The sequence below is a fragment of the Oceanobacillus sp. FSL W7-1281 genome, assembly GCF_037969835.1.
In the GTDB taxonomy this organism is placed as follows: domain Bacteria; phylum Bacillota; class Bacilli; order Bacillales; family Amphibacillaceae; genus Oceanobacillus; species Oceanobacillus oncorhynchi.
Genome location: NZ_CP150214.1, coordinates 2,936,966 through 2,954,885 on the forward strand (window position 1 = coordinate 2,936,966; position 17,920 = coordinate 2,954,885).

At 40.9% G+C, this 17,920-nt stretch carries 16 protein-coding genes; all 16 read right to left on the reverse strand.

Annotated elements, in window-relative coordinates; all coding sequences use genetic code 11:
* Window positions 1–60: 60 nt before the first annotated feature.
* A complete protein-coding gene (locus MKX55_RS14590) occupies window positions 61–786 on the reverse strand; it encodes a GntR family transcriptional regulator (RefSeq protein WP_339233341.1) in 726 nt (241 codons plus the stop codon).
* A 182-nt stretch (window positions 787–968) separates the two neighbouring features.
* Complete coding sequence (locus MKX55_RS14595; protein WP_339233342.1) at window positions 969–3,311, reverse strand: DNA translocase FtsK; 2,343 nt, start codon at window positions 3,309–3,311, stop codon at window positions 969–971.
* A 267-nt stretch (window positions 3,312–3,578) separates the two neighbouring features.
* The gene (locus MKX55_RS14600; RefSeq protein WP_339233343.1) at window positions 3,579–3,785 is read right to left on the reverse strand and encodes a YlzJ-like family protein; all 207 of its coding nucleotides are present in this window, start codon (window positions 3,783–3,785) and stop codon (window positions 3,579–3,581) included.
* Window positions 3,782–4,525, reverse strand: coding sequence for an ATP-dependent Clp protease proteolytic subunit (locus MKX55_RS14605; protein ID WP_339233344.1), 744 nt, complete (start codon window positions 4,523–4,525; stop codon window positions 3,782–3,784). Before MKX55_RS14605 ends, MKX55_RS14600 begins: the two co-directional genes overlap by 4 nt.
* Before the next feature lie 172 nt (window positions 4,526–4,697).
* A complete protein-coding gene (gene dapG, locus MKX55_RS14610) occupies window positions 4,698–5,927 on the reverse strand; it encodes an aspartate kinase (RefSeq protein ID WP_339233345.1) in 1,230 nt (409 codons plus the stop codon).
* A gap of 161 nt (window positions 5,928–6,088) precedes the next feature.
* Window positions 6,089–7,141, reverse strand: coding sequence for an aspartate-semialdehyde dehydrogenase (locus MKX55_RS14615; protein ID WP_339233346.1), 1,053 nt, complete (start codon window positions 7,139–7,141; stop codon window positions 6,089–6,091).
* 39 nt (window positions 7,142–7,180) lie between these two features.
* Window positions 7,181–7,786 carry a dipicolinate synthase subunit B gene (gene dpaB / locus MKX55_RS14620; protein ID WP_042534950.1) on the reverse strand — a complete coding sequence of 202 codons (606 nt, stop codon included), beginning with the start codon at window positions 7,784–7,786 and terminating at the stop codon, window positions 7,181–7,183.
* Window positions 7,783–8,667, reverse strand: a complete 885-nt coding sequence (gene dpaA / locus MKX55_RS14625; RefSeq protein WP_339178136.1) for a dipicolinic acid synthetase subunit A — start codon at window positions 8,665–8,667, stop codon at window positions 7,783–7,785. The genes dpaB and dpaA overlap by 4 nt, the downstream gene beginning before the upstream one ends.
* A gap of 965 nt (window positions 8,668–9,632) precedes the next feature.
* Window positions 9,633–9,884 carry a YlmC/YmxH family sporulation protein gene (locus MKX55_RS14630; RefSeq protein WP_042534953.1) on the reverse strand — a complete coding sequence of 84 codons (252 nt, stop codon included), beginning with the start codon at window positions 9,882–9,884 and terminating at the stop codon, window positions 9,633–9,635.
* Between the two features lie 101 nt (window positions 9,885–9,985).
* Complete coding sequence (locus MKX55_RS14635) at window positions 9,986–11,212, reverse strand: pitrilysin family protein (RefSeq protein WP_339178140.1); 1,227 nt, start codon at window positions 11,210–11,212, stop codon at window positions 9,986–9,988.
* 25 nt (window positions 11,213–11,237) lie between these two features.
* Entirely contained in the window at window positions 11,238–12,191 is a 954-nt protein-coding gene (locus MKX55_RS14640; RefSeq protein WP_193065525.1) for a polysaccharide deacetylase family protein, read from the reverse strand.
* 170 nt (window positions 12,192–12,361) lie between these two features.
* Window positions 12,362–14,476 (reverse strand): polyribonucleotide nucleotidyltransferase, encoded by a 2,115-nt coding sequence (gene pnp, locus MKX55_RS14645; protein ID WP_193065526.1) that lies wholly within the window; start codon window positions 14,474–14,476, stop codon window positions 12,362–12,364.
* A gap of 249 nt (window positions 14,477–14,725) precedes the next feature.
* On the reverse strand, window positions 14,726–14,995 hold the full coding sequence (gene rpsO / locus MKX55_RS14650; RefSeq protein ID WP_040980194.1) for a 30S ribosomal protein S15: 270 nt from the start codon (window positions 14,993–14,995) through the stop codon (window positions 14,726–14,728).
* A gap of 114 nt (window positions 14,996–15,109) precedes the next feature.
* Window positions 15,110–16,063 (reverse strand): bifunctional riboflavin kinase/FAD synthetase, encoded by a 954-nt coding sequence (locus MKX55_RS14655; RefSeq protein ID WP_339233347.1) that lies wholly within the window; start codon window positions 16,061–16,063, stop codon window positions 15,110–15,112.
* 25 nt (window positions 16,064–16,088) lie between these two features.
* Window positions 16,089–16,976, reverse strand: a complete 888-nt coding sequence (gene truB, locus MKX55_RS14660) for a tRNA pseudouridine(55) synthase TruB (protein WP_339233348.1) — start codon at window positions 16,974–16,976, stop codon at window positions 16,089–16,091.
* A gap of 586 nt (window positions 16,977–17,562) precedes the next feature.
* A complete protein-coding gene (gene rbfA, locus MKX55_RS14665; protein ID WP_042534967.1) occupies window positions 17,563–17,904 on the reverse strand; it encodes a 30S ribosome-binding factor RbfA in 342 nt (113 codons plus the stop codon).
* Window positions 17,905–17,920 lie beyond the last annotated feature (16 nt).

Sequence of the window (17,920 nt, forward strand, 5' to 3'; positions counted from 1 at the left end):
CTTTTCTCTCCTTTATAAACCATTATATTGAAAGAAAGCCTGAAATATTTGCTTTACACATCATACCCTTCTTCGGACGACCTGAAAACGAAACATATCTGCCCGAAAATAATTCATCGAATATAAAACAGCTTCATCTTCACTTGTATAATGCATCTGTTTTAACAAAAGAAGCGATTCATCCGGTGTACACTGCAAAATACTATAGATACGTTCGTGATATGTAATTGGCTCAATATCCGCTACTGCATAAGCGATTTGCTTATTGGAAGCTTCTTCAATCGTACTGAATATAGACGCCTTCTCCCATAGTTTTTCTAAAGACAGATAGGACGACGGTGCCGTATCTATACAAAAGACAACTGGAGCGTCATCAGCAGTGCGGATTCTTTCAATGGTCGTTACAAATTCTAGATCAGGTAAATTGAAATCACGCTGCTCTTGTTCAGCAGCGCCTAATACCTCTGTACTGATATATTGTGTTCCCGGCTTCTTTCCCGATTGTTTGATCATTTGTGTCACACTGTTAAGCTCCTCAATGCCTGCTTGAAATAGCGGCTTTGAATTTACAAACGTGCCGACGCCATGTCTGCGCGTAACAATATTATCCTCTTCCAGCATTCTTAACGCCTCTCTCAATGTTGCCCGGGAACCCCCTAAATGTTTGGAAAGCTCATACTCTGACGGCAATTTTTCTTCCTCTTTATACGTTCCAGCTTCAATACCTGCTTTTATTTTATCCATTACCTGCAAATATAAATGTCTGGCATCTTCACGTAAAGTCATTTCTTCACCTCTTTCAGTAAAAATGATGTGTTCGTCTTTTACACTGAGCGGCGGATGTACATTCCATTCCGCACACTGTTGGCAGTCTCACTTTATCGTACCACTTCTTCTGTAAATTTTGAACTTTAATAATTCCGTATTTTAAAAACGCGGCTTATCCTTAGCAGATAAACCGCGTTTCTCTATGATGTCGTGGAATGCTCTTCTTCCTGATTCGATACCAGAACCGAACGAGGCTTGCTTCCTTCATATGGCCCGACAATGCCACGTGCTTCCATGGCATCAATCAGCCGGGCTGCCCTGGTATATCCAATCCGGAAACGGCGCTGAAGCATGGAGACACTTGCACTTTGCATTTCAAGTATCATCTGGACAGCATCTTCATAAAGCTCATCGTCCACTTCTTCCGTTACTTCATTCGTTTCTTCCGGTATCATTTCTTCCTGATAGCTTGCCTGCTGCTGTTCAATACAGTGGTCTACAATTCGCTCGACCTCTTCGTCTGACAGAAATGCTCCCTGGACACGGGTAGGCTTGGAGCTTCCGGCTGGAACATAAAGCATATCGCCCCGGCCCAGTAACTTCTCTGCTCCACCCGAATCAAGGATAGTACGTGAATCCGTTGTAGATGAAACACTGAAAGCAATTCTGGATGGAATATTGGCTTTGATTACACCCGTAATTACATCTACGGATGGACGCTGAGTTGCAATGATTAAATGGATTCCTGCAGCACGCGCCATTTGCGCAAGCCGGGTAATTGCATCTTCTACATCACTCGAAGCCACCATCATTAAATCTGCCAGCTCGTCCACGAGGACCACAATATATGGCAGGTAAGGCTGCTGTTCCTCCTCGCCTGCATTTGCATTTTGTTTGCGGATATATGCATTATAGCCTTCCATATTTCGTGTACCGCTATCGGAGAACAGGTCGTACCTCCGCTCCATTTCCGCAACAATTTTTTTCAGCGCTCTGGATGCTTTTTTCGGATCTGTCACAACAGGTGTTAATAAATGCGGAATGCCGTTATACACATTCAACTCTACTTTTTTCGGGTCGATCATCATCATTTTCACTTCATGCGGTTTGGCACGCATTAAAATACTCGTAATGATGCCATTGACACAGACACTTTTCCCGCTTCCTGTCGCCCCGGCAATCAGCAGGTGGGGCATTTTGTTCAATTCGCCGGCTATTGCCTCTCCAGAAATATCCCGGCCTAAAGCAAATGCTAATTTATTTGCTTTAGACGATTGTTTATCTAAAACCTCCCGGAGCGAAACCATCGATATTTCCTTGTTAGGCACTTCGATTCCGACTGCTGATTTACCAGGTATCGGCGCTTCGATTCGAATATCCTTCGCAGCAAGAGCCAGTGCAATATCATCATGAAGACCGACGATTTTACTCACCTTCACACCAGACTCTGGATATACTTCATACTTCGTTACTGCCGGACCGACATGCACTTTGGCTATTTTTGCTTTTACGCCGAAGCTTTGAAACGTACGATCCAGCTTGCGGACGGTTGCCTGAATATGCGATTTCTCCTGCTGCTGTGAATTATGAGCCGGACTGGCTAATAATTCCATAGAAGGCAATTGATAATCATGATTTTCTGTTGCTGTCATCGGCATCGCTTCATGCGTTTCTTCTTCCGTATCGGTATTTGCTGTTTTTTCCTTGGAAGGGGACGTTTTCCCTTTGTTCTTCTCTGGTTCCGGCTGGTCTTGATAGGCAACATCGGTAAAATTATTAATCAGAAGCTCTTCTGCACTGTATTCTTGTTCTTCCGGAACCGTATTGCCAGCCTCTTCCTGATTTGGAACAACCGTGTCGGCAATCTCTTTCTGCTTCTGTTCTTCCTCTCTCCGCTCCGCCCGATTTGCTCTGGATCTTTGGATACGTTCCCCAAAATAAGCAAAAGTGGCTTTAAACCCTGCTGCGACCTTTTTAACAAAATCGCCGATAGATAGATTGGTCATAAATATAATCCCGATCAATAAGCAGAAAAATACAACTATCCGGGACCCTGCAATCGAAAATAAAAAGAAGGAGACGGTGAATAACAGTGCGCCAATCATCCCGCCGCCTGTTTGCACCAAGGTGCCTGTCCCATCTAAATATTGAAAGTAAAGCTGCCAGGTCAGCCGAAGTATAGATACATCTGCTGTATTAGCGAGCAGCCTTTCCATGACTTGTACATGGGTCAGCAATAAAACACCAGCCAGTAAAATATAAAAACCGATCAATCTTCTTGTTAAAAAATCCGGCGCCTTTCTTTTGAAGATAAGATAAAAGCCAATCAAAAATAATGCCACAGGAATAAGGAAATGCCATATCCCCATGAAAAACTGGAAGATATTCCCTAGCCAATCAGGGATCGCACCGCCGCTTAACATAGCTGCCCCGCTTCCGAATATAGCAATAAAAATCAATAATAATCCTGTCAATTCCATTTGCAGCCCTTTCGTCTGCTTTGTGGTCCGTTTTTTTCTTTTCTTTCTCTTTTTGGCAGCCATTTTCTCACCCCCGTATGTAAAACAAATAAAGATTACTATAATGATAGATTTGAATTAAGAAAAAAAGTTACTTTCCTGTGTAACAAACAAGGAAACTGGAATCAGTCCTCTTTAAGTTTATAGAGAGACTTTATCAGGAAAATAAAGTCTTTGTGCTTCTTTTCCAGGTCTACTCTCTAAAGAGGCTGCTGTTCCAGTTATGATATCTCCCAGTATTTTTCTTTCATTTATCCCTTTACCATTTCTATATTATAGCACAGATTACCATCAGCTGATAATTCTTCCTGGTAAAAAATCCGGATTCAGATAATCATTCGGATTACTCGAAATTAGCTGATTAATTTGGTAATGGCCGTCGGTATTTTTTGATACAAAAACCGTTCTTCCCTGCCACTCTACTGCTTGTATTTCATTTCCCGTTCCTTGCGCTTCCGGAAAAATATCCTGATAAGATAATGGTGTATAGAGGATCATGAAGCATCTCCTTCTTCCTTTTCGGGATGTGCCCCTTGAATCATATGGTTTAACTTTTGTATTGCTTCCTTAACCCCGCCAACCTCATCAATTAACCCATATTCCACTGCTTCCCTGCCAACTACATTTGTACCGATATCACGAGTCAGGTTGCCTTTTGCAAACATCAGCTCTTTCAGCTTTTCCGAGTCAATATTGGAGTGCTCCACAATAAATTGAATGACCCGTTCCTGCATCTTGTCCAGATATTCAAAGGTTTGCGGAACACCGATAACCATTCCTGTTAACCGGACTGGATGGATTGTCATGGTTGCTGTCGGCACAATAAAGGAATAATCGGTAGCAACGGCAATTGGCGCACCAATGGAGTGACCGCCTCCTAATACAATCGAAGTAGTCGGCTTCGACATCGATGCAATCATTTCTGCCAGAGCCAGTCCGGCCTCTACATCCCCGCCGACTGTATTTAAAAGAATGATTAATCCTTCAATTTTAGGGTTTTGCTCCACGGCAATCAGCTGCGGCAGCAAGTGTTCATATTTTGTTGTTTTATTTTGCGGAGGCAGCTGAAGATGCCCCTCTACCTGTCCGATAATGGATAAAACATGGATATTTGAATCAGGCGCCTGCGGAACATTCGCCTGTCCCAGCTGCTGAATTTTTTCGACAAGAGAAGATGCATTCGGCTGATTTTCCTCTTCTCCTTGATTTTCGTTGTTATCATCCGTATCCATACGCATACAAAAACTCCTTCCAGCTATTTATATACGATTAGTATAAACAATCAGTTAAAAATCATACGGAAGAAGGGATGCAGAAATACAGTGAAATTTCCGGCCCAAATTTATATTTTAGAGTCCATAAAAAAACATGAAGCAGCCAAAATTCTGCTTCATGTTTTTTTACATGATTCTATAGTGATACTTCCTCTGCACTTAAACCAAACACATCATGTAATGCATTAACTGCTGTAACTAACTCGTGGTCATGTACCAAGACCCAGATAGTCGTATGACTGTCTGCTGACTGCAATATCTGCACCCCGGAATCGGTTAATGCCTGCACGATTTTAGATGCAACACCGGGTACTCCTGTCATGCCGGCTCCTACAGCTGATACTTTTGCACAGCTCTCGGTAATTTCCGGCTGGAAACCCAGCACCTCTAAAATTTCAATCGCTTTTGCCGTAAGCTCAGCCGGCACAGTATAAGCAACACCTGTCGGCGAAATATTAATGAAATCCACAGAGATACCTGCTTCAGCCATTGCCTTAAATACTTCCGACTGCACCCGATACGCTGATTCTTTCGTCTGCACTTTAATCTGTGTCACATTCGCAATATGTGCAATACCCGTTATCATTCGTTCAGAAATATCTGCACCTGCCTCTTCAATCCGGGAAGATGTGACAAGTGTCCCTAACCGTTCCGAATAAGTCGAACGGATACGCATCGGAATTTTCCCTTGCATGGCTATTTCCACAGCACGAGGATGGATGACCTTTGCCCCTTGATAAGCAAGGTTACAAATCTCTGTATAAGTTACTACATCAAGCGGGCGTGCACTTTTTACGACACGCGGATCTGCTGTCATAATCCCTTCTACATCTGTAAAAATCTCAATACGCTCTGCATCTAACGCAACACCTAAGGCAGCTGCAGAAGTATCACTGCCGCCCCGGCCGATCGTTGTTATTTCTCCGGACTCGCTTTGGCCCTGAAAACCAGCAACCACAACGACGTCATGCGTTTCCAATTCATGTAAAATACGGGCAGGATTAACTTCTTTTATCTTTGCACGATTAAAATCTTCACTTGTTACAAAACCAGCCTGTGCGCCAGTCAGCGCTGTCGCAGAAACATGATTTTTTTGCAGCTCATTAGAAAGCACAACGGATGAAATAATTTCACCGCATGACATCAGCAAATCAAGCTCCCGATTTGAGTTTTTATTCGCCGGAAAATCAATTAAGCTCAGTAAACTGTCTGTTGCATAAGGATCCGGTTTCCTTCCTAATGCAGAAACAACTACGACTAACTTATATTCTTGAACAAGTGCATCTTTAATATGACGGATAACATGTTCCCTGTTCGTTTCTGATTGTACGGAAGTTCCACCGAATTTTTGTACTAATACTTGCAATATTAACACCTCAACACTATCCAAGAAGTTACACTCTGGATGTCTAATAGATTGATTACATCATTATTTACAAGAAGGTTCAAGAAGGGAGATGAAAATATTATTCCAGAAAAGCATCTTTTCTTTTATCAGCCTTCTTGAACACATACTAAGATATATAATTACCTTTTAAAGCCGTCACTTTTTACTAACGTTTGTGCGATTTGCACGGTATTCCATGCTGCGCCTTTTAATAAATTATCAGATACTACCCATAAATGGAAGCCTTTTGGATTATCTAAATCTTTTCTTACGCGTCCTACGAAAACTTCCTCTTTGCCTTCAGCAGATTGCGGTGTCGGATATTCCTGCTCCTGTGGATTATCCTGAAGGACGATTCCATCTGCAGATTCCAATGTCTTCCAAATATCTTTCACATTCAGGCCTTCCTGATCTACTTCAATATAAACACTCTCGGCATGGGAGGTAGCAAATGGAAGCCGCACACAGGTTGCCGCAACATTTAACGCCTCATCATGCATGATTTTCTTCGTTTCATTAATCATTTTCATCTCTTCAAATGTAAAACCATTATCTTCAAAAACATCAATTTGCGGCAATGCGTTAAACGCAATCGGGAAATGCTTTTTATCTCCTTTAACCGGCAAAATCTCTGCTTTTACTTCGTTACCGTCTAAATATTCTTTTGACTGCTCATATAACTCTTCTACCGCTGCATTTCCGGCACCAGATACTGCCTGGTAAGTAGAAACGATGATTTTGCCTATACCAAATGCATCCTTTATCGGTTTTAAAGCTGCAACCATTTGAATGGTAGAACAGTTTGGATTGGCGATAATCCCTTGATGTTTTGCAATATCTTCCGGATTTACTTCTGGTACAACAAGCGGTACATCTTCATCCATACGAAAAGCACTTGTATTATCTACAACAACTGCCCCTCTTTTAACAGCTTCAGGTGCCAGTTGTTTAGAAATGGAACCGCCCGCAGAAAATAGTGCAATATCTACTCCTTCAAATGATTCTGGCGCAGCTTCTTCAACAATAATCGTTTCCCCGTTAAAAGTTTCTTCTTTTCCTGCCGAACGGGCAGAAGATAGTAATTTAAGCTGGTTTACCGGAAACTTTTTATCTTCGAGTATTTGTTTAATTTTCTGACCTACTGCCCCTGTAGCACCTACAATGGCTACATTATATGTTTGTTGCTCTGCCATTCCAATAACTCCCTCCACTTATTAAATGTCAACTAAACTTCATTTTAACACATTTTTCGTGGAATAAGGTACAATAATCGGCTGAATTTGTTTTCCTTTTAACGCTGCCTCTGCAGCAGGGATTAATTGATCCAGGTTTGCTGAGAGCGAGGAGGGCTTCTGATGCGGATTATCCTGCCCGAACGGCACAAAATAGATGTGCTTTGCATTAAGCAATACAGCTAGATTCTTGGCATTTAACCCAAGCGCATCATTGGTTGTTAAAGCTAATAATAAAGGGTGTTCATTTCGGAGCGTTGATTTTGCAGCCATTAAAACCGGATTATCTGTATGGGCATTCGCCAGCTTGCTCATCGAATTCCCTGTGAGCGGGGCGATCACCATCACATCAAGCGGTTTATCCGGTCCATAAGGCTCTGCATCAGGAATAGTGGTAATAATAGGATGGTTGGCTGCTTTTTCAAGCCTCTTCACGTTATCCGCAGCCTTTCCATGCTTCGTATCGGTGTATTGGACCATTTCTGTTATAAATGGAATGACTTCTGCTCCCTGTTCAATCAATTCCTCGATAATTGGAAAAATATGAGGAAGGGTATGATGCGATCCTGTTAAGCCAAAGCCGATTCGCTTATTCTTGAATGTCATTCTGACACACGCTCCTCCTCCAGAATTTGTTCCATCACATTGGCAAGGATTTTCCCCGCTGTTCTTGGTGCTACGATTCCCGGCAGACTGCGCGCCAATATAGCTTGAATACCACGCTTTTTCGCAAAATCAAAATCTGTTCCGCCGGGTTTGGAAGCCAGATCAATAATAACTGCATTCGTCGGCAGATTTTGAATCGCTTCTTTGGTTACTACTAAACTTGGAATAGTATTGATTAAAATATCACAGTTCTCTGTATGATTGTTTAATTCGTGTAAAGGCACAGCCTGTAAACCCATTTCCGTAATACGCGCTAAATCCCTTATACTTCTGGCACACACAGAAACCTTGGCTCCCAGCGCAGAAAATTTATTCGCTACCGTATTCCCTACTCTTCCAAATCCTACAACCATCACCCGGGAAGAATGGACGGTCTGATCGGTATGCTCAAAAGCCATCATAATGGCTCCTTCCGCTGTTGGAATGGAGTTATAGATGGCAACATCATCACGATCAAGCAGCGGCACTAAGGTAACACCCGCTTTTTCCGCCATACTTGTTAAGTACGCATTCGTCATCCCGGTAAAAATCGTACATTCCGCATGTAATTTTTGAAACCAGGCTTCATCTAAATGGATTTTTTTATCTGTAAAAACAGTTTCTACATTTCCTTTTGAATCAGTACCTGTTATCGGTAAAACAACGACATCCAGCTTGCTCTGGTCCAACTCATCCAGTGCTGATTCGTTTAATCCTGTAAATCCCTGCTCTAATTTATCAAAACCACAAAGAATTACTTCATTATCATGATTGCTTTTCAATATTTTTATTAACTCTAAATACCTTGCATCTCCACCAATTACTGCAATCCGTCGACTCATTTTACGTATAACCTCCAGACAACTTTTCACGTATTCATGATTCGATATAGTTTATGAATTTTTAAGTCAGTGGTGAACAATTTAGCCATTAAAATACCGTCTGCCTGGCAAGAAGGGTGAAAACCTATTTTCGGGAAACCAAAAACACTATTTGGTCTTTAAAGGAGATGAGCTCGGGGCCCACGGAAAGCGGGGTGTATTTCTGGGGCCTAAGATTACTCACCCCATGAAACCCGTTGAATCGGCTATCTCCAACAATTTTATATACTTTCCTATTCTTGAATAATCAACTTTCGCACCTAAGAATAAGCAAATATTTCTTGCTATTCCAAGATGAACATGTTCTTCATTACCATGCTTGCTTTTTGGTTAAATATCCGGCCTTTTTGGAATTGGTGATGGTGCGTTGCTCCGCTCCGGCCAACCACTCCGCTTTCCATGGGGACGGCTTCAGCTAACTTGAAAAGAAACCCGCTTTTCAAGTGGATCTTCAGCTCGCCCTGTTCCCATAGGAGTCTGCGTGGTTGGCCTGCGCTCTGATAGGATTCTGCAGCGAATTAAAAAAATAACATTTTAATGAGCTGTACGTAATGGCAGCTTTCGCATGAACAACCAATCATGACAGCATGAATATGAAATACAGGGAATAGCTTTTATGCACAGAAAGTAATCTTGACGGAACATTTTACCATGCAACATGAAAAATACGTTCTATCAGATCAAACTTCTATTGGTGAGTTGTTTTTTACGTATAGAATATCCTGCTAGCGGAGGCGGACCGTTTACACTTCACCTTTTATTCTTTGTCAAGGCTGTTATCGAAGGAACGATCAACTCCTGTTTCTATAGAAATGAAGTTACTTTTTAATGTGTGAAAGTTGAGTTAAATAAAAAAGCCTGTTTATCCGGCAGGAAAAGGTGTGTCTGATTACCTTTTCCTGCAAAATAAACAAGCTTTACATTGTTTAGCCTTCTTCAGGGAGTTCTGTATCAATCATGATCATATCTGTCCCTATTTTTTTGATAGACTTCCAATGGATTTTTGTTTCTTCTCCCTCTTTTACAAGGCCGAACCATTTATAGCTCGGCACAATAAACGCTTCGATTTGCCCGGTTTTCGGATTGATTTCTAAATCGGTCTGCCCAAGCATCCCAAGCCTTTTTCCTTCGTTCACGTTGATGATTTCCTTATCTCCCATATCTCGAAAGCGTACCATAGAAAAACTCCTTTTCTCTGTTCTGAAGGCAGTCAGTCACAGCCTTAGAATAATGAAGTTTCGTTTATATACTATATGTCCAAAATAAGAAAAACATGCTTTTACTTGCGCGTATCTTCCGGTGCTATCAATGCCCGTGACGGCTTTTGCTTAAACACATTTTTAATAACATCCGTAACTTGTTCATTGGTAATCCCATCAATCTCTAAAATCAAATCATCTAAGGTACGATGTCTTTGCAATAATAATTCATTCCGTCCATTCCGTGACATTCGGCTGTTGGTGCTCTCTAATCCCAGCATCAGATTTCCTTTAATTTGTTCTTTGCTGTTTCGTAATTCTTTTTCTGTTAACCCATGTTCTATAAAATGATGAAGTGTAGAATCCATCACTTCTTCTAATTGACCCAGCTGATCTTTTCCCGTACCGGCATAAATGGTCAGCAAGCCATCATCTATAAATGCTGCATGATAAGAAAAAACAGAATAGGCCAGTCCTTTTTTCTCACGTATTTCTTGGAATAAGCGCGAGCTCATGCTGCCTCCAAGCACGTTATTCATGATAGATAATGGATATAAATGCTTGTCTCCCGCTTCATATCCATTATAGCCAAGGCAAAGATGTGCCTGCTCTGTATCCTTACTCCGGTAAATCGCTTCCTGTAAAAAGGCAGGTTTGATGATTGGTTCTTTAGTTGCCTTTCTTGTAAAAGAACCAAAATAAGCATCGATATCATTGATAAACGAATGAGGCACATTGCCGGCAACCGAAACAACTACATTATCAGGTGTATAATTAGCTTCTACATACTCCTGTAATTGCTTTTGATCAAAAGATGCCAGCTGCTTTTCTGTCCCCAGAATAGGGTACCCTAATGGATGTTCGCCATATGCGGCTTCTGCCAGCAAATCATGCACGATATCATCCGGTGTATCCTCGCACATTTTTATTTCTTCGTAAACAACCTTTTTTTCTCTTTCCATTTCATCTTCATCGAATGTAGATTCAAAAAACATATCCGCTAATACTTCCAAAGCAAATTCTTTATGTGTATCTAAAACCTTTGCATAAAAACATGTATATTCCTTCGATGTAAAAGCATTGATTTGCCCGCCGATAGAGTCGAATGCTTCTGCAATATCCTGCGCGCTTCTTGTTTTCGTTCCTTTAAAAAACATATGCTCTAAAAAATGAGAAATGCCATTATTATGGAGATTTTCATTTCTAGATCCAATTTTAACCCAAATACCAATCGTGACGGAACGTACCGCCGGCATTGATTCTAACACAATCCGTACTCCATTACTGCTTGTATATTTTTCTACCAATACATATCCTCCTAAATATCTCAGCTTAACGTGATTCACTTAACAACGATTCTACGGTTCCTATTTTATAATCTTTTTCCTTGATAATGGTAATCATTTGCTCTAACGCATTCGTCGTTGCCTGCGTTGGATGCATGAGAATCATCGCTCCAGGGTGAACATTTTTTTCTATCCGATTAACCATAACAGATACCGATGGATTCTTCCAATCAATTGTATCAACTGTCCATAAAATTGTTTCCATCTCCAGCTCTGCAGCGGTTTCTACGGTTTCATCTTTAAAACTTCCGCTTGGGGGCGCGAACCATTTAGGCTGTTCTCCTGTGATGGTTTTTAAGATTTGATTCGTTTCCTCTATCTGCGTATTGGCATTGCTTTTATCAAGTGCAGCCATATCTGGATGATTATAGGCATGATTACCGATTAAATGTCCTTCCTCTTCAATCATTTTAACAAGGTCAGAATTATTTTGCGCCCATTTTCCTTCAATAAAAAAAGTAGCTTTTACTTGATGGTCTTTTAAAATTTGCAGCATTTCCGGGATATATGCTTCCCCCCAGGATACATTGATTAAGAAAGAGACCATTTCTTTTTTGGGATGCCCTCGATAAATTGGAGCTGGTTCCAGGTTCTCCAGCAAGATATCAGGGGAGGTTTCATTAAAAACAAGTAAGCTTTCATCCCATTTATCTGCTTCTTTCATTTTCTGATACGATTCTTCCACATTCACTTCTAATCCATTTCTTCCTGGTGTCTTCTTCCAAACCTCATCAATATAAGCATTTTCTGGTTCTTCCTGGTAAGCTTCTTTCTTTTCTTCAATTTCCATATAAAGGGCATCATTTGTTGCACTCACTTCTATTTCTGATGGTTCTATCATGACCGTCTCTGTTTGAAAAGGATTATATCGTATATCAAATACCGTGAAAATTAGAATCAGGAAAACAAGAACATGGACATACTTAAAATACCGCTTCATCTTTAATCCCTCCCTCTTCATAATTTTTATGCTTTTAGAGGGACAAGTATGAATGTATTTTAAGCGATGCATTTTTTATTCTGTCTCCATAAAAAAAGAAACTGAATTTAACACCAGCTTCTTTTTTATCACAGAAATATATTTTCTTCTTTAATTAATTATTTTTCTTACTAGGATTTAGCATTTTCTTTCTTTTCATCCTGCAGTACTGCTTTTCTGGAAAGGTTAACTCTTCCTTGACGGTCAATTTCTTTTACTTTTACCATGATTTGATCGCCGATGGAAACAGCATCTTCTACTTTATTTGTACGTTCTTCTGCCAGCTCAGAAATATGGACAAGTCCATCTTTTCCTTTGAAGAGCTCAACAAAAGCACCAAATTTTTCAATACGTTTCACGGTACCAAGGTACAGTTGACCGACTTCGACTTCGCGGACAAGATCTTCAATAATTTTCTTCGCTTTTTGATTCATCTCGCTGTCTGTAGATGAGATAAAGACATTACCATCTTGTTCAATATCGATTTTTACGCCGGTTTCATCAATGATTTGATTAATTTGTTTTCCGCTTGGTCCAATGACATCACGAATTTTATCTGGGTTAATCGACATGGTCAAGATTTTTGGTGCGTATTCAGATAGTTCATCATTTGGCTCCTGAATGGTTTGAAGCATGGAATCCAGAATGTGCATACGGCCTTTCTTCGCCTGTGTCAATGCTTCCTCTAAAATCGCTCTGGATAAACCGTCGATTTTAATATCCATTTGCAGCGCAGTAACACCTTTTTCTGTACCAGCTACTTTAAAGTCCATATCTCCAAGCGCATCTTCCATCCCCTGGATATCAGAAAGAATCGTATAGTCCTCTCCTGATTTCACCAGTCCCATAGCAATACCAGCTACTGGCGCTTTAATCGGAACACCTGCATCCATCATTGCTAATGTACTTGCACAGATACTTGCTTGAGAAGTAGAACCATTAGACTCAAGTACTTCAGATACAAGACGGATTGTATAAGGAAAATCTTTTTCATTTGGCACTACTTTTTCCAGCGCACGTTCTCCCAGTGCACCATGACCAATTTCACGACGTCCAGGTCCGCGAATCGGTCCAGTTTCACCAACACTGTATTGCGGGAAATTATAATGATGCATAAACCGTTTTGTTTCTTCTAAATCCAGTCCATCTAGAATCTGTACATCACCTAATGCTCCCAATGTACATATGCTTAAGGCCTGTGTCTGTCCACGTGTAAATAAACCAGAACCATGTGTACGCGGAAGGACATGGATACGAGAAGATAATGAACGAATTTCATCTACTTTTCGGCCGTCTGGGCGTACTTTTTCTTTGGTGATTAAGCGGCGTACTTCTTCTTTCACAAGACTGTTTAATACAGATTTTACTTGCTTAATCGTTTCTTCTTCCGCTTCTTCTGCTTCATACTTTTCAACAATTTCCTGCTTCACTGCATCAATTGCATCTTCGCGGGCATGTTTTTCGACAACTTGAATTGCTTCCAGCAGTTTTGCTTTTGCTTCTGCTTCCACTTTTTGTACAAGTTCTTCATCTGTTTCTGCGATTTCGACTTCGAATTTTTCTTTGCCGAATGCTTGTACAATTTCCTCCTGGAACGCAACGAGACGTTTGATTTCTTCATGACCAAACATGATTGCTTCCAGCATGACATCTTCCGGCACCTCATCCGCACCGGCTTCTACCATGTTGATGGCATCTTTTGTGCCGGCAACCGTTAAATCAATATCGCTTTTTGCTTCTTGTTCGATCGTAGGGTTAATAATCAGTTTTCCATCGACACGTCCGACATGAACACCTGCAATCGGCTGTTCAAAAGGAATATCTGAGATACTTAAAGCGATAGACGAACCGATCATTGCAGCTATTTCAGAAGAGCAGTCCTGATCGACACTCATTACCGTGCTGATTACTTGTACCTCATTACGGAATCCGTCAGGGAATAACGGGCGAATTGGACGGTCAATCAGTCTGGAAGACAGGATTGCTTTTTCGCTCGGACGTCCTTCTCGTTTAATAAATCCTCCTGGTATCTTTCCTACCGCATATAATCTTTCTTCGTAATTCACAGTTAACGGAAAGAATGGTAAATCTTTCGGTTCTTTGGAAGCTGTTGCTACAGACAGTACCGACGTATCTCCATAATGAATCATGCAGGCCCCATTTGCTTGTTTTGCCAGCTCCCCTACTTCAACCGTAAATTTCTTTCCTGAAATCTCCGTAGAGAATAGCTTTTTTTCATCTGCCATTGGTTTTGTTGCTCCTTTCAAGGCTACAGCAATTTAAATATATATGTAGCTCTTCATATATTACATTTTTCTTCTATTTTCTATTATTTACAAAAGAGTCCCTTTTTATAGAATAAACGATAGCTTGACAGGAATCAATCACTACCTTTTATATGACGCGCAAAATACATCCTGATTGAACAAGCCTATCGTTTTATAGGATTTTTTACATAAAAGAAAAAGCAGGATTGCTCCTGCTTTTTGCGTTTATTAACGACGTAAACCAAGTTTTTTGATTAATTCACGGTAACGAGTAACGTCTTTATTACGTAGGTAAGTTAACAAGTTACGGCGTTTACCTACCATTTTCAAAAGACCGCGACGTGAATGATGGTCTTTTTTGTGTGTACGTAAATGTTCGTTTAATGCAGTGATTTCTGCAGTTAAAACAGCGATTTGAACCTCTGGAGATCCAGTATCTGTATCGTGAACCTTGTACTCATTAATAATTTCGTTCTTGCGTTCTTGTGTAATTGCCATGATGGCACCTCCAAAATAAAATTTGTTATCCCCAATCCCCTAGCATACGTCGGAGTTACGTGATGCCAAGCGATGGTTGTACAAATATAAGAATAGCGTTTTTGAAGAGAAAAATCAAGTATTAGTTTTTCTATTTGCTAAATAAGCCCTAATTTCTTCCTCATCCTGCTGCATTCTTTCAATCAACGCTTCCTTTGAGTCGAATTTTATTTCTTCTCTTGTATAAGATAACCATTCTATCGTTAATTCTTCCCCATATAAATCCCCGTCAAAGTCAAACAAATACACCTCGACAGACAGATTTTCCATTGTTTCTGTAAATGTCGGATTCGTTCCGATATTCGCCATTCCACCATATATTTTATCCTGATGACGTACGAGCGTTGCATATACACCCTGCTTGGGCAATAAAGCATCCTTGGATATGGACAGATTCGCAGTTGGATACCCCAGCTCACGTCCGCGCTGTGCTCCTTTTACGACCAATCCGGTTGTCTCAAAGGTCCTTCCTAACAGCTGCGCTGCCTGCTCCATATTTCCTGATGCTAATTCCGCTCTTATCCGGGTGGAGCTGACTTTCTCTTCATCTAATGTAATTTTACCAATAGTTTCCCACGTAAATAAATCTCTTGCATAATCCTGCATATCCGTCATCTTGCCCTGTCCTTTATGACCGAACGAGTAATCAAAGCCTGCTACAAGATGCTTGATATGTAATCCAATAATAAAGTGGTCAATAAAAGCCTGCGGGCTGAGCTTCGATAATTCTTGATCAAACCGGATTATATACAGACGGTCTACTTGAAGCTTTTCCAGTATTTCCTGTTTTTCAGAAGATACGGTTATGTACTTCACCTGATGGATGTCTTTTCTCAATACAACAGAGGGATGCGGAAAAAAAGTAATAACTGCACTCTCCATATTATTTTCTTTTGCTTTATTAACGGCCTGCTGAATAACCTTTTGATGTCCTTTATGAATACCGTCAAAGAAACCAATAGCACTGACTGTTTCTGGTAAATCCTCCTTATGTAACATATGCGGATAGGATAATTCCATTGTTTTCATCCTGCTACACCTGCACTTTCTCTCGTTAAAATACCCTTAATGGTTTAATTTGATCCGGTTTTTTCGGATGCTTTTCGTAAATGGCTAATACCTCTTCGTTGTTCGTAAACACAAACGGATTATTTGTCAGAGGAGCATCGGTAACAGCTAATTTTTGACCATTTTTAATGCGAAACATTAATGCATCATCTACTTCCTGGTGTACTAGATGACTTACCCCCTCTGAAATCGGGCTTAATAGCTGGTCTTGTTCACCTCTGGCAGCCGCCTCTTCTATCATAGCAAAAGTGACCGTATTTTTCTTGGAAAAACTACCGGTTTGGATTCTTTCTAACTGCAGCATATGTGCCGGATATCCTAATTCCTTCCCGATATCCACACATAATGTTCTGATATAGGTCCCCTTGGAGCATTCTACGTAGATGTCAAAAGTGCTTTTTTCCTCATCTATAGACCCAAGCTGTATATCATGAATAAAGACTTCTCTGATTGGCCTTTCTACTTCTTCATTTGCTCTGGCATATTCATACAGTTTTTTTCCATTGACCTTTACAGCAGAATACATGGGCGGTATTTGTGTGATCGTTCCTCGAAACTTTTCTAACGCTGCTTCGATATCTTTTTTTTCAGGCATGTGTGTAACTTCTTTTTCTTCTACAACATTTCCTGTTGCGTCTTCTGTTTCTGTAGCGGAGCCTAATGCAACTGTCCCGACATAAACTTTTTTTGTATCTGTGAGAAAGGGAACAATCTTGGTCGCATTGCCGATACAAATAGGCAGCACGCCTTCCACTTCCGGATCCAGTGTCCCTGTATGACCAACCTTTTTCGTATGGAAGTAGCGGCGGCATTTAGCCACACAATCAAAAGAAGTCATTCCTTTTGGCTTCCACAGCGGTAAGATACCATTCATCGTCATTACACCTCTCTTTCCTTTTGAAATAAATAAGAAAAACCAAGAATACCGCTTGGTCTTTAAAACATCGGTGTTCTTGCCAAAGAGATGTCCGCTCCGGGAAGTCGCTTTCCGCGGGCAACGTTCAGCCTCCTCGGAAGAAAACCGCTTCCTGCGGGGTCTTCACCTGTTGCTTTTCCCGCAGGAGTCGACTTCCCTCCGCTCCCATCTAAGTGCAATTATGTTTTATTTGCTTTTTTTTTCAAGGAAATAACGCAAATTCTAGCGACGGTTTTGATGGGGCGAGTAATCGCAGTCCCAGAAGAAATACACGGAGACTCCTGTGGGAATGCGCAGGGTGAAGACCCCGCAGGAAAAAAGTGAACTTCTTTTTTTCTACCCGCGGGGCATAAGTGCGACTATGCTTCTGTCTGCGCCTGACAGCTTGCCAATCAGCAAGTCTTCTTTAAAGGAGGCTGAGCTCAAGCCCACGGAAAGCGGAGTGTATTTCTGAAGCGGCTATATTCAGCATTTTTTATATATTTTCTTATTCTTGTAAAAAAACTGATCCTTGCCAAGGAGCAGAGGGATCAGTTTTTTAGCATTACTTATTAAGATCTCTTAAGATAGAGTCTATTCGGTTACCTTGCTCGATTGCTTCGTCAAATTCAAAGGTAAGTTCAGGCGTTTTGCGCAAACGAATTCGCTTGCCGATTTCTGAACGGATAAACCCTTTTGCTTTTGCAAGCCCCAATAATGTTTCCTGCTTTTTCTTCTCATCACCTAATACAGAAATAAAAATCTTCGCCTGCTGCAGATCACCGGTTACTTCTACATCAGTAACCGTCACAAAGCCAACGCGGGGGTCTTTGATTTTTCTGGATAAAATATCACCCAGTTCTTTTTTCATCTGCTCTGCAACTCGATGAGCTCTTAATTCAGCCATTTATCTCACCTCACAT

Coding starts and splice junctions, on each gene's coding strand:
- MKX55_RS14595 (WP_339233342.1), bottom strand. CDS start 3,311: ATGGCTGCCAAAAAGAGAAAGAAAAGAAAAAAACGGACCACAAAGCAG.
- dpaA (WP_339178136.1), bottom strand. CDS start 8,667: ATGAGTCGACGGATTGCAGTAATTGGTGGAGATGCAAGGTATTTAGAG.
- rbfA (WP_042534967.1), bottom strand. CDS start 17,904: ATGGCTGAATTAAGAGCTCATCGAGTTGCAGAGCAGATGAAAAAAGAA.
- MKX55_RS14655 (WP_339233347.1), bottom strand. CDS start 16,063: ATGAAAACAATGGAATTATCCTATCCGCATATGTTACATAAGGAGGAT.
- rpsO (WP_040980194.1), bottom strand. CDS start 14,995: ATGGCAATTACACAAGAACGCAAGAACGAAATTATTAATGAGTACAAG.
- truB (WP_339233348.1), bottom strand. CDS start 16,976: ATGAATGGTATCTTACCGCTGTGGAAGCCAAAAGGAATGACTTCTTTT.
- pnp (WP_193065526.1), bottom strand. CDS start 14,476: ATGGCAGATGAAAAAAAGCTATTCTCTACGGAGATTTCAGGAAAGAAA.
- MKX55_RS14615 (WP_339233346.1), bottom strand. CDS start 7,141: ATGGCAGAGCAACAAACATATAATGTAGCCATTGTAGGTGCTACAGGG.
- MKX55_RS14600 (WP_339233343.1), bottom strand. CDS start 3,785: ATGATCCTCTATACACCATTATCTTATCAGGATATTTTTCCGGAAGCG.
- dpaB (WP_042534950.1), bottom strand. CDS start 7,786: ATGACATTCAAGAATAAGCGAATCGGCTTTGGCTTAACAGGATCGCAT.
- MKX55_RS14630 (WP_042534953.1), bottom strand. CDS start 9,884: ATGGTACGCTTTCGAGATATGGGAGATAAGGAAATCATCAACGTGAAC.
- MKX55_RS14605 (WP_339233344.1), bottom strand. CDS start 4,525: ATGCGTATGGATACGGATGATAACAACGAAAATCAAGGAGAAGAGGAA.
- MKX55_RS14640 (WP_193065525.1), bottom strand. CDS start 12,191: ATGAAGCGGTATTTTAAGTATGTCCATGTTCTTGTTTTCCTGATTCTA.
- MKX55_RS14590 (WP_339233341.1), bottom strand. CDS start 786: ATGACTTTACGTGAAGATGCCAGACATTTATATTTGCAGGTAATGGAT.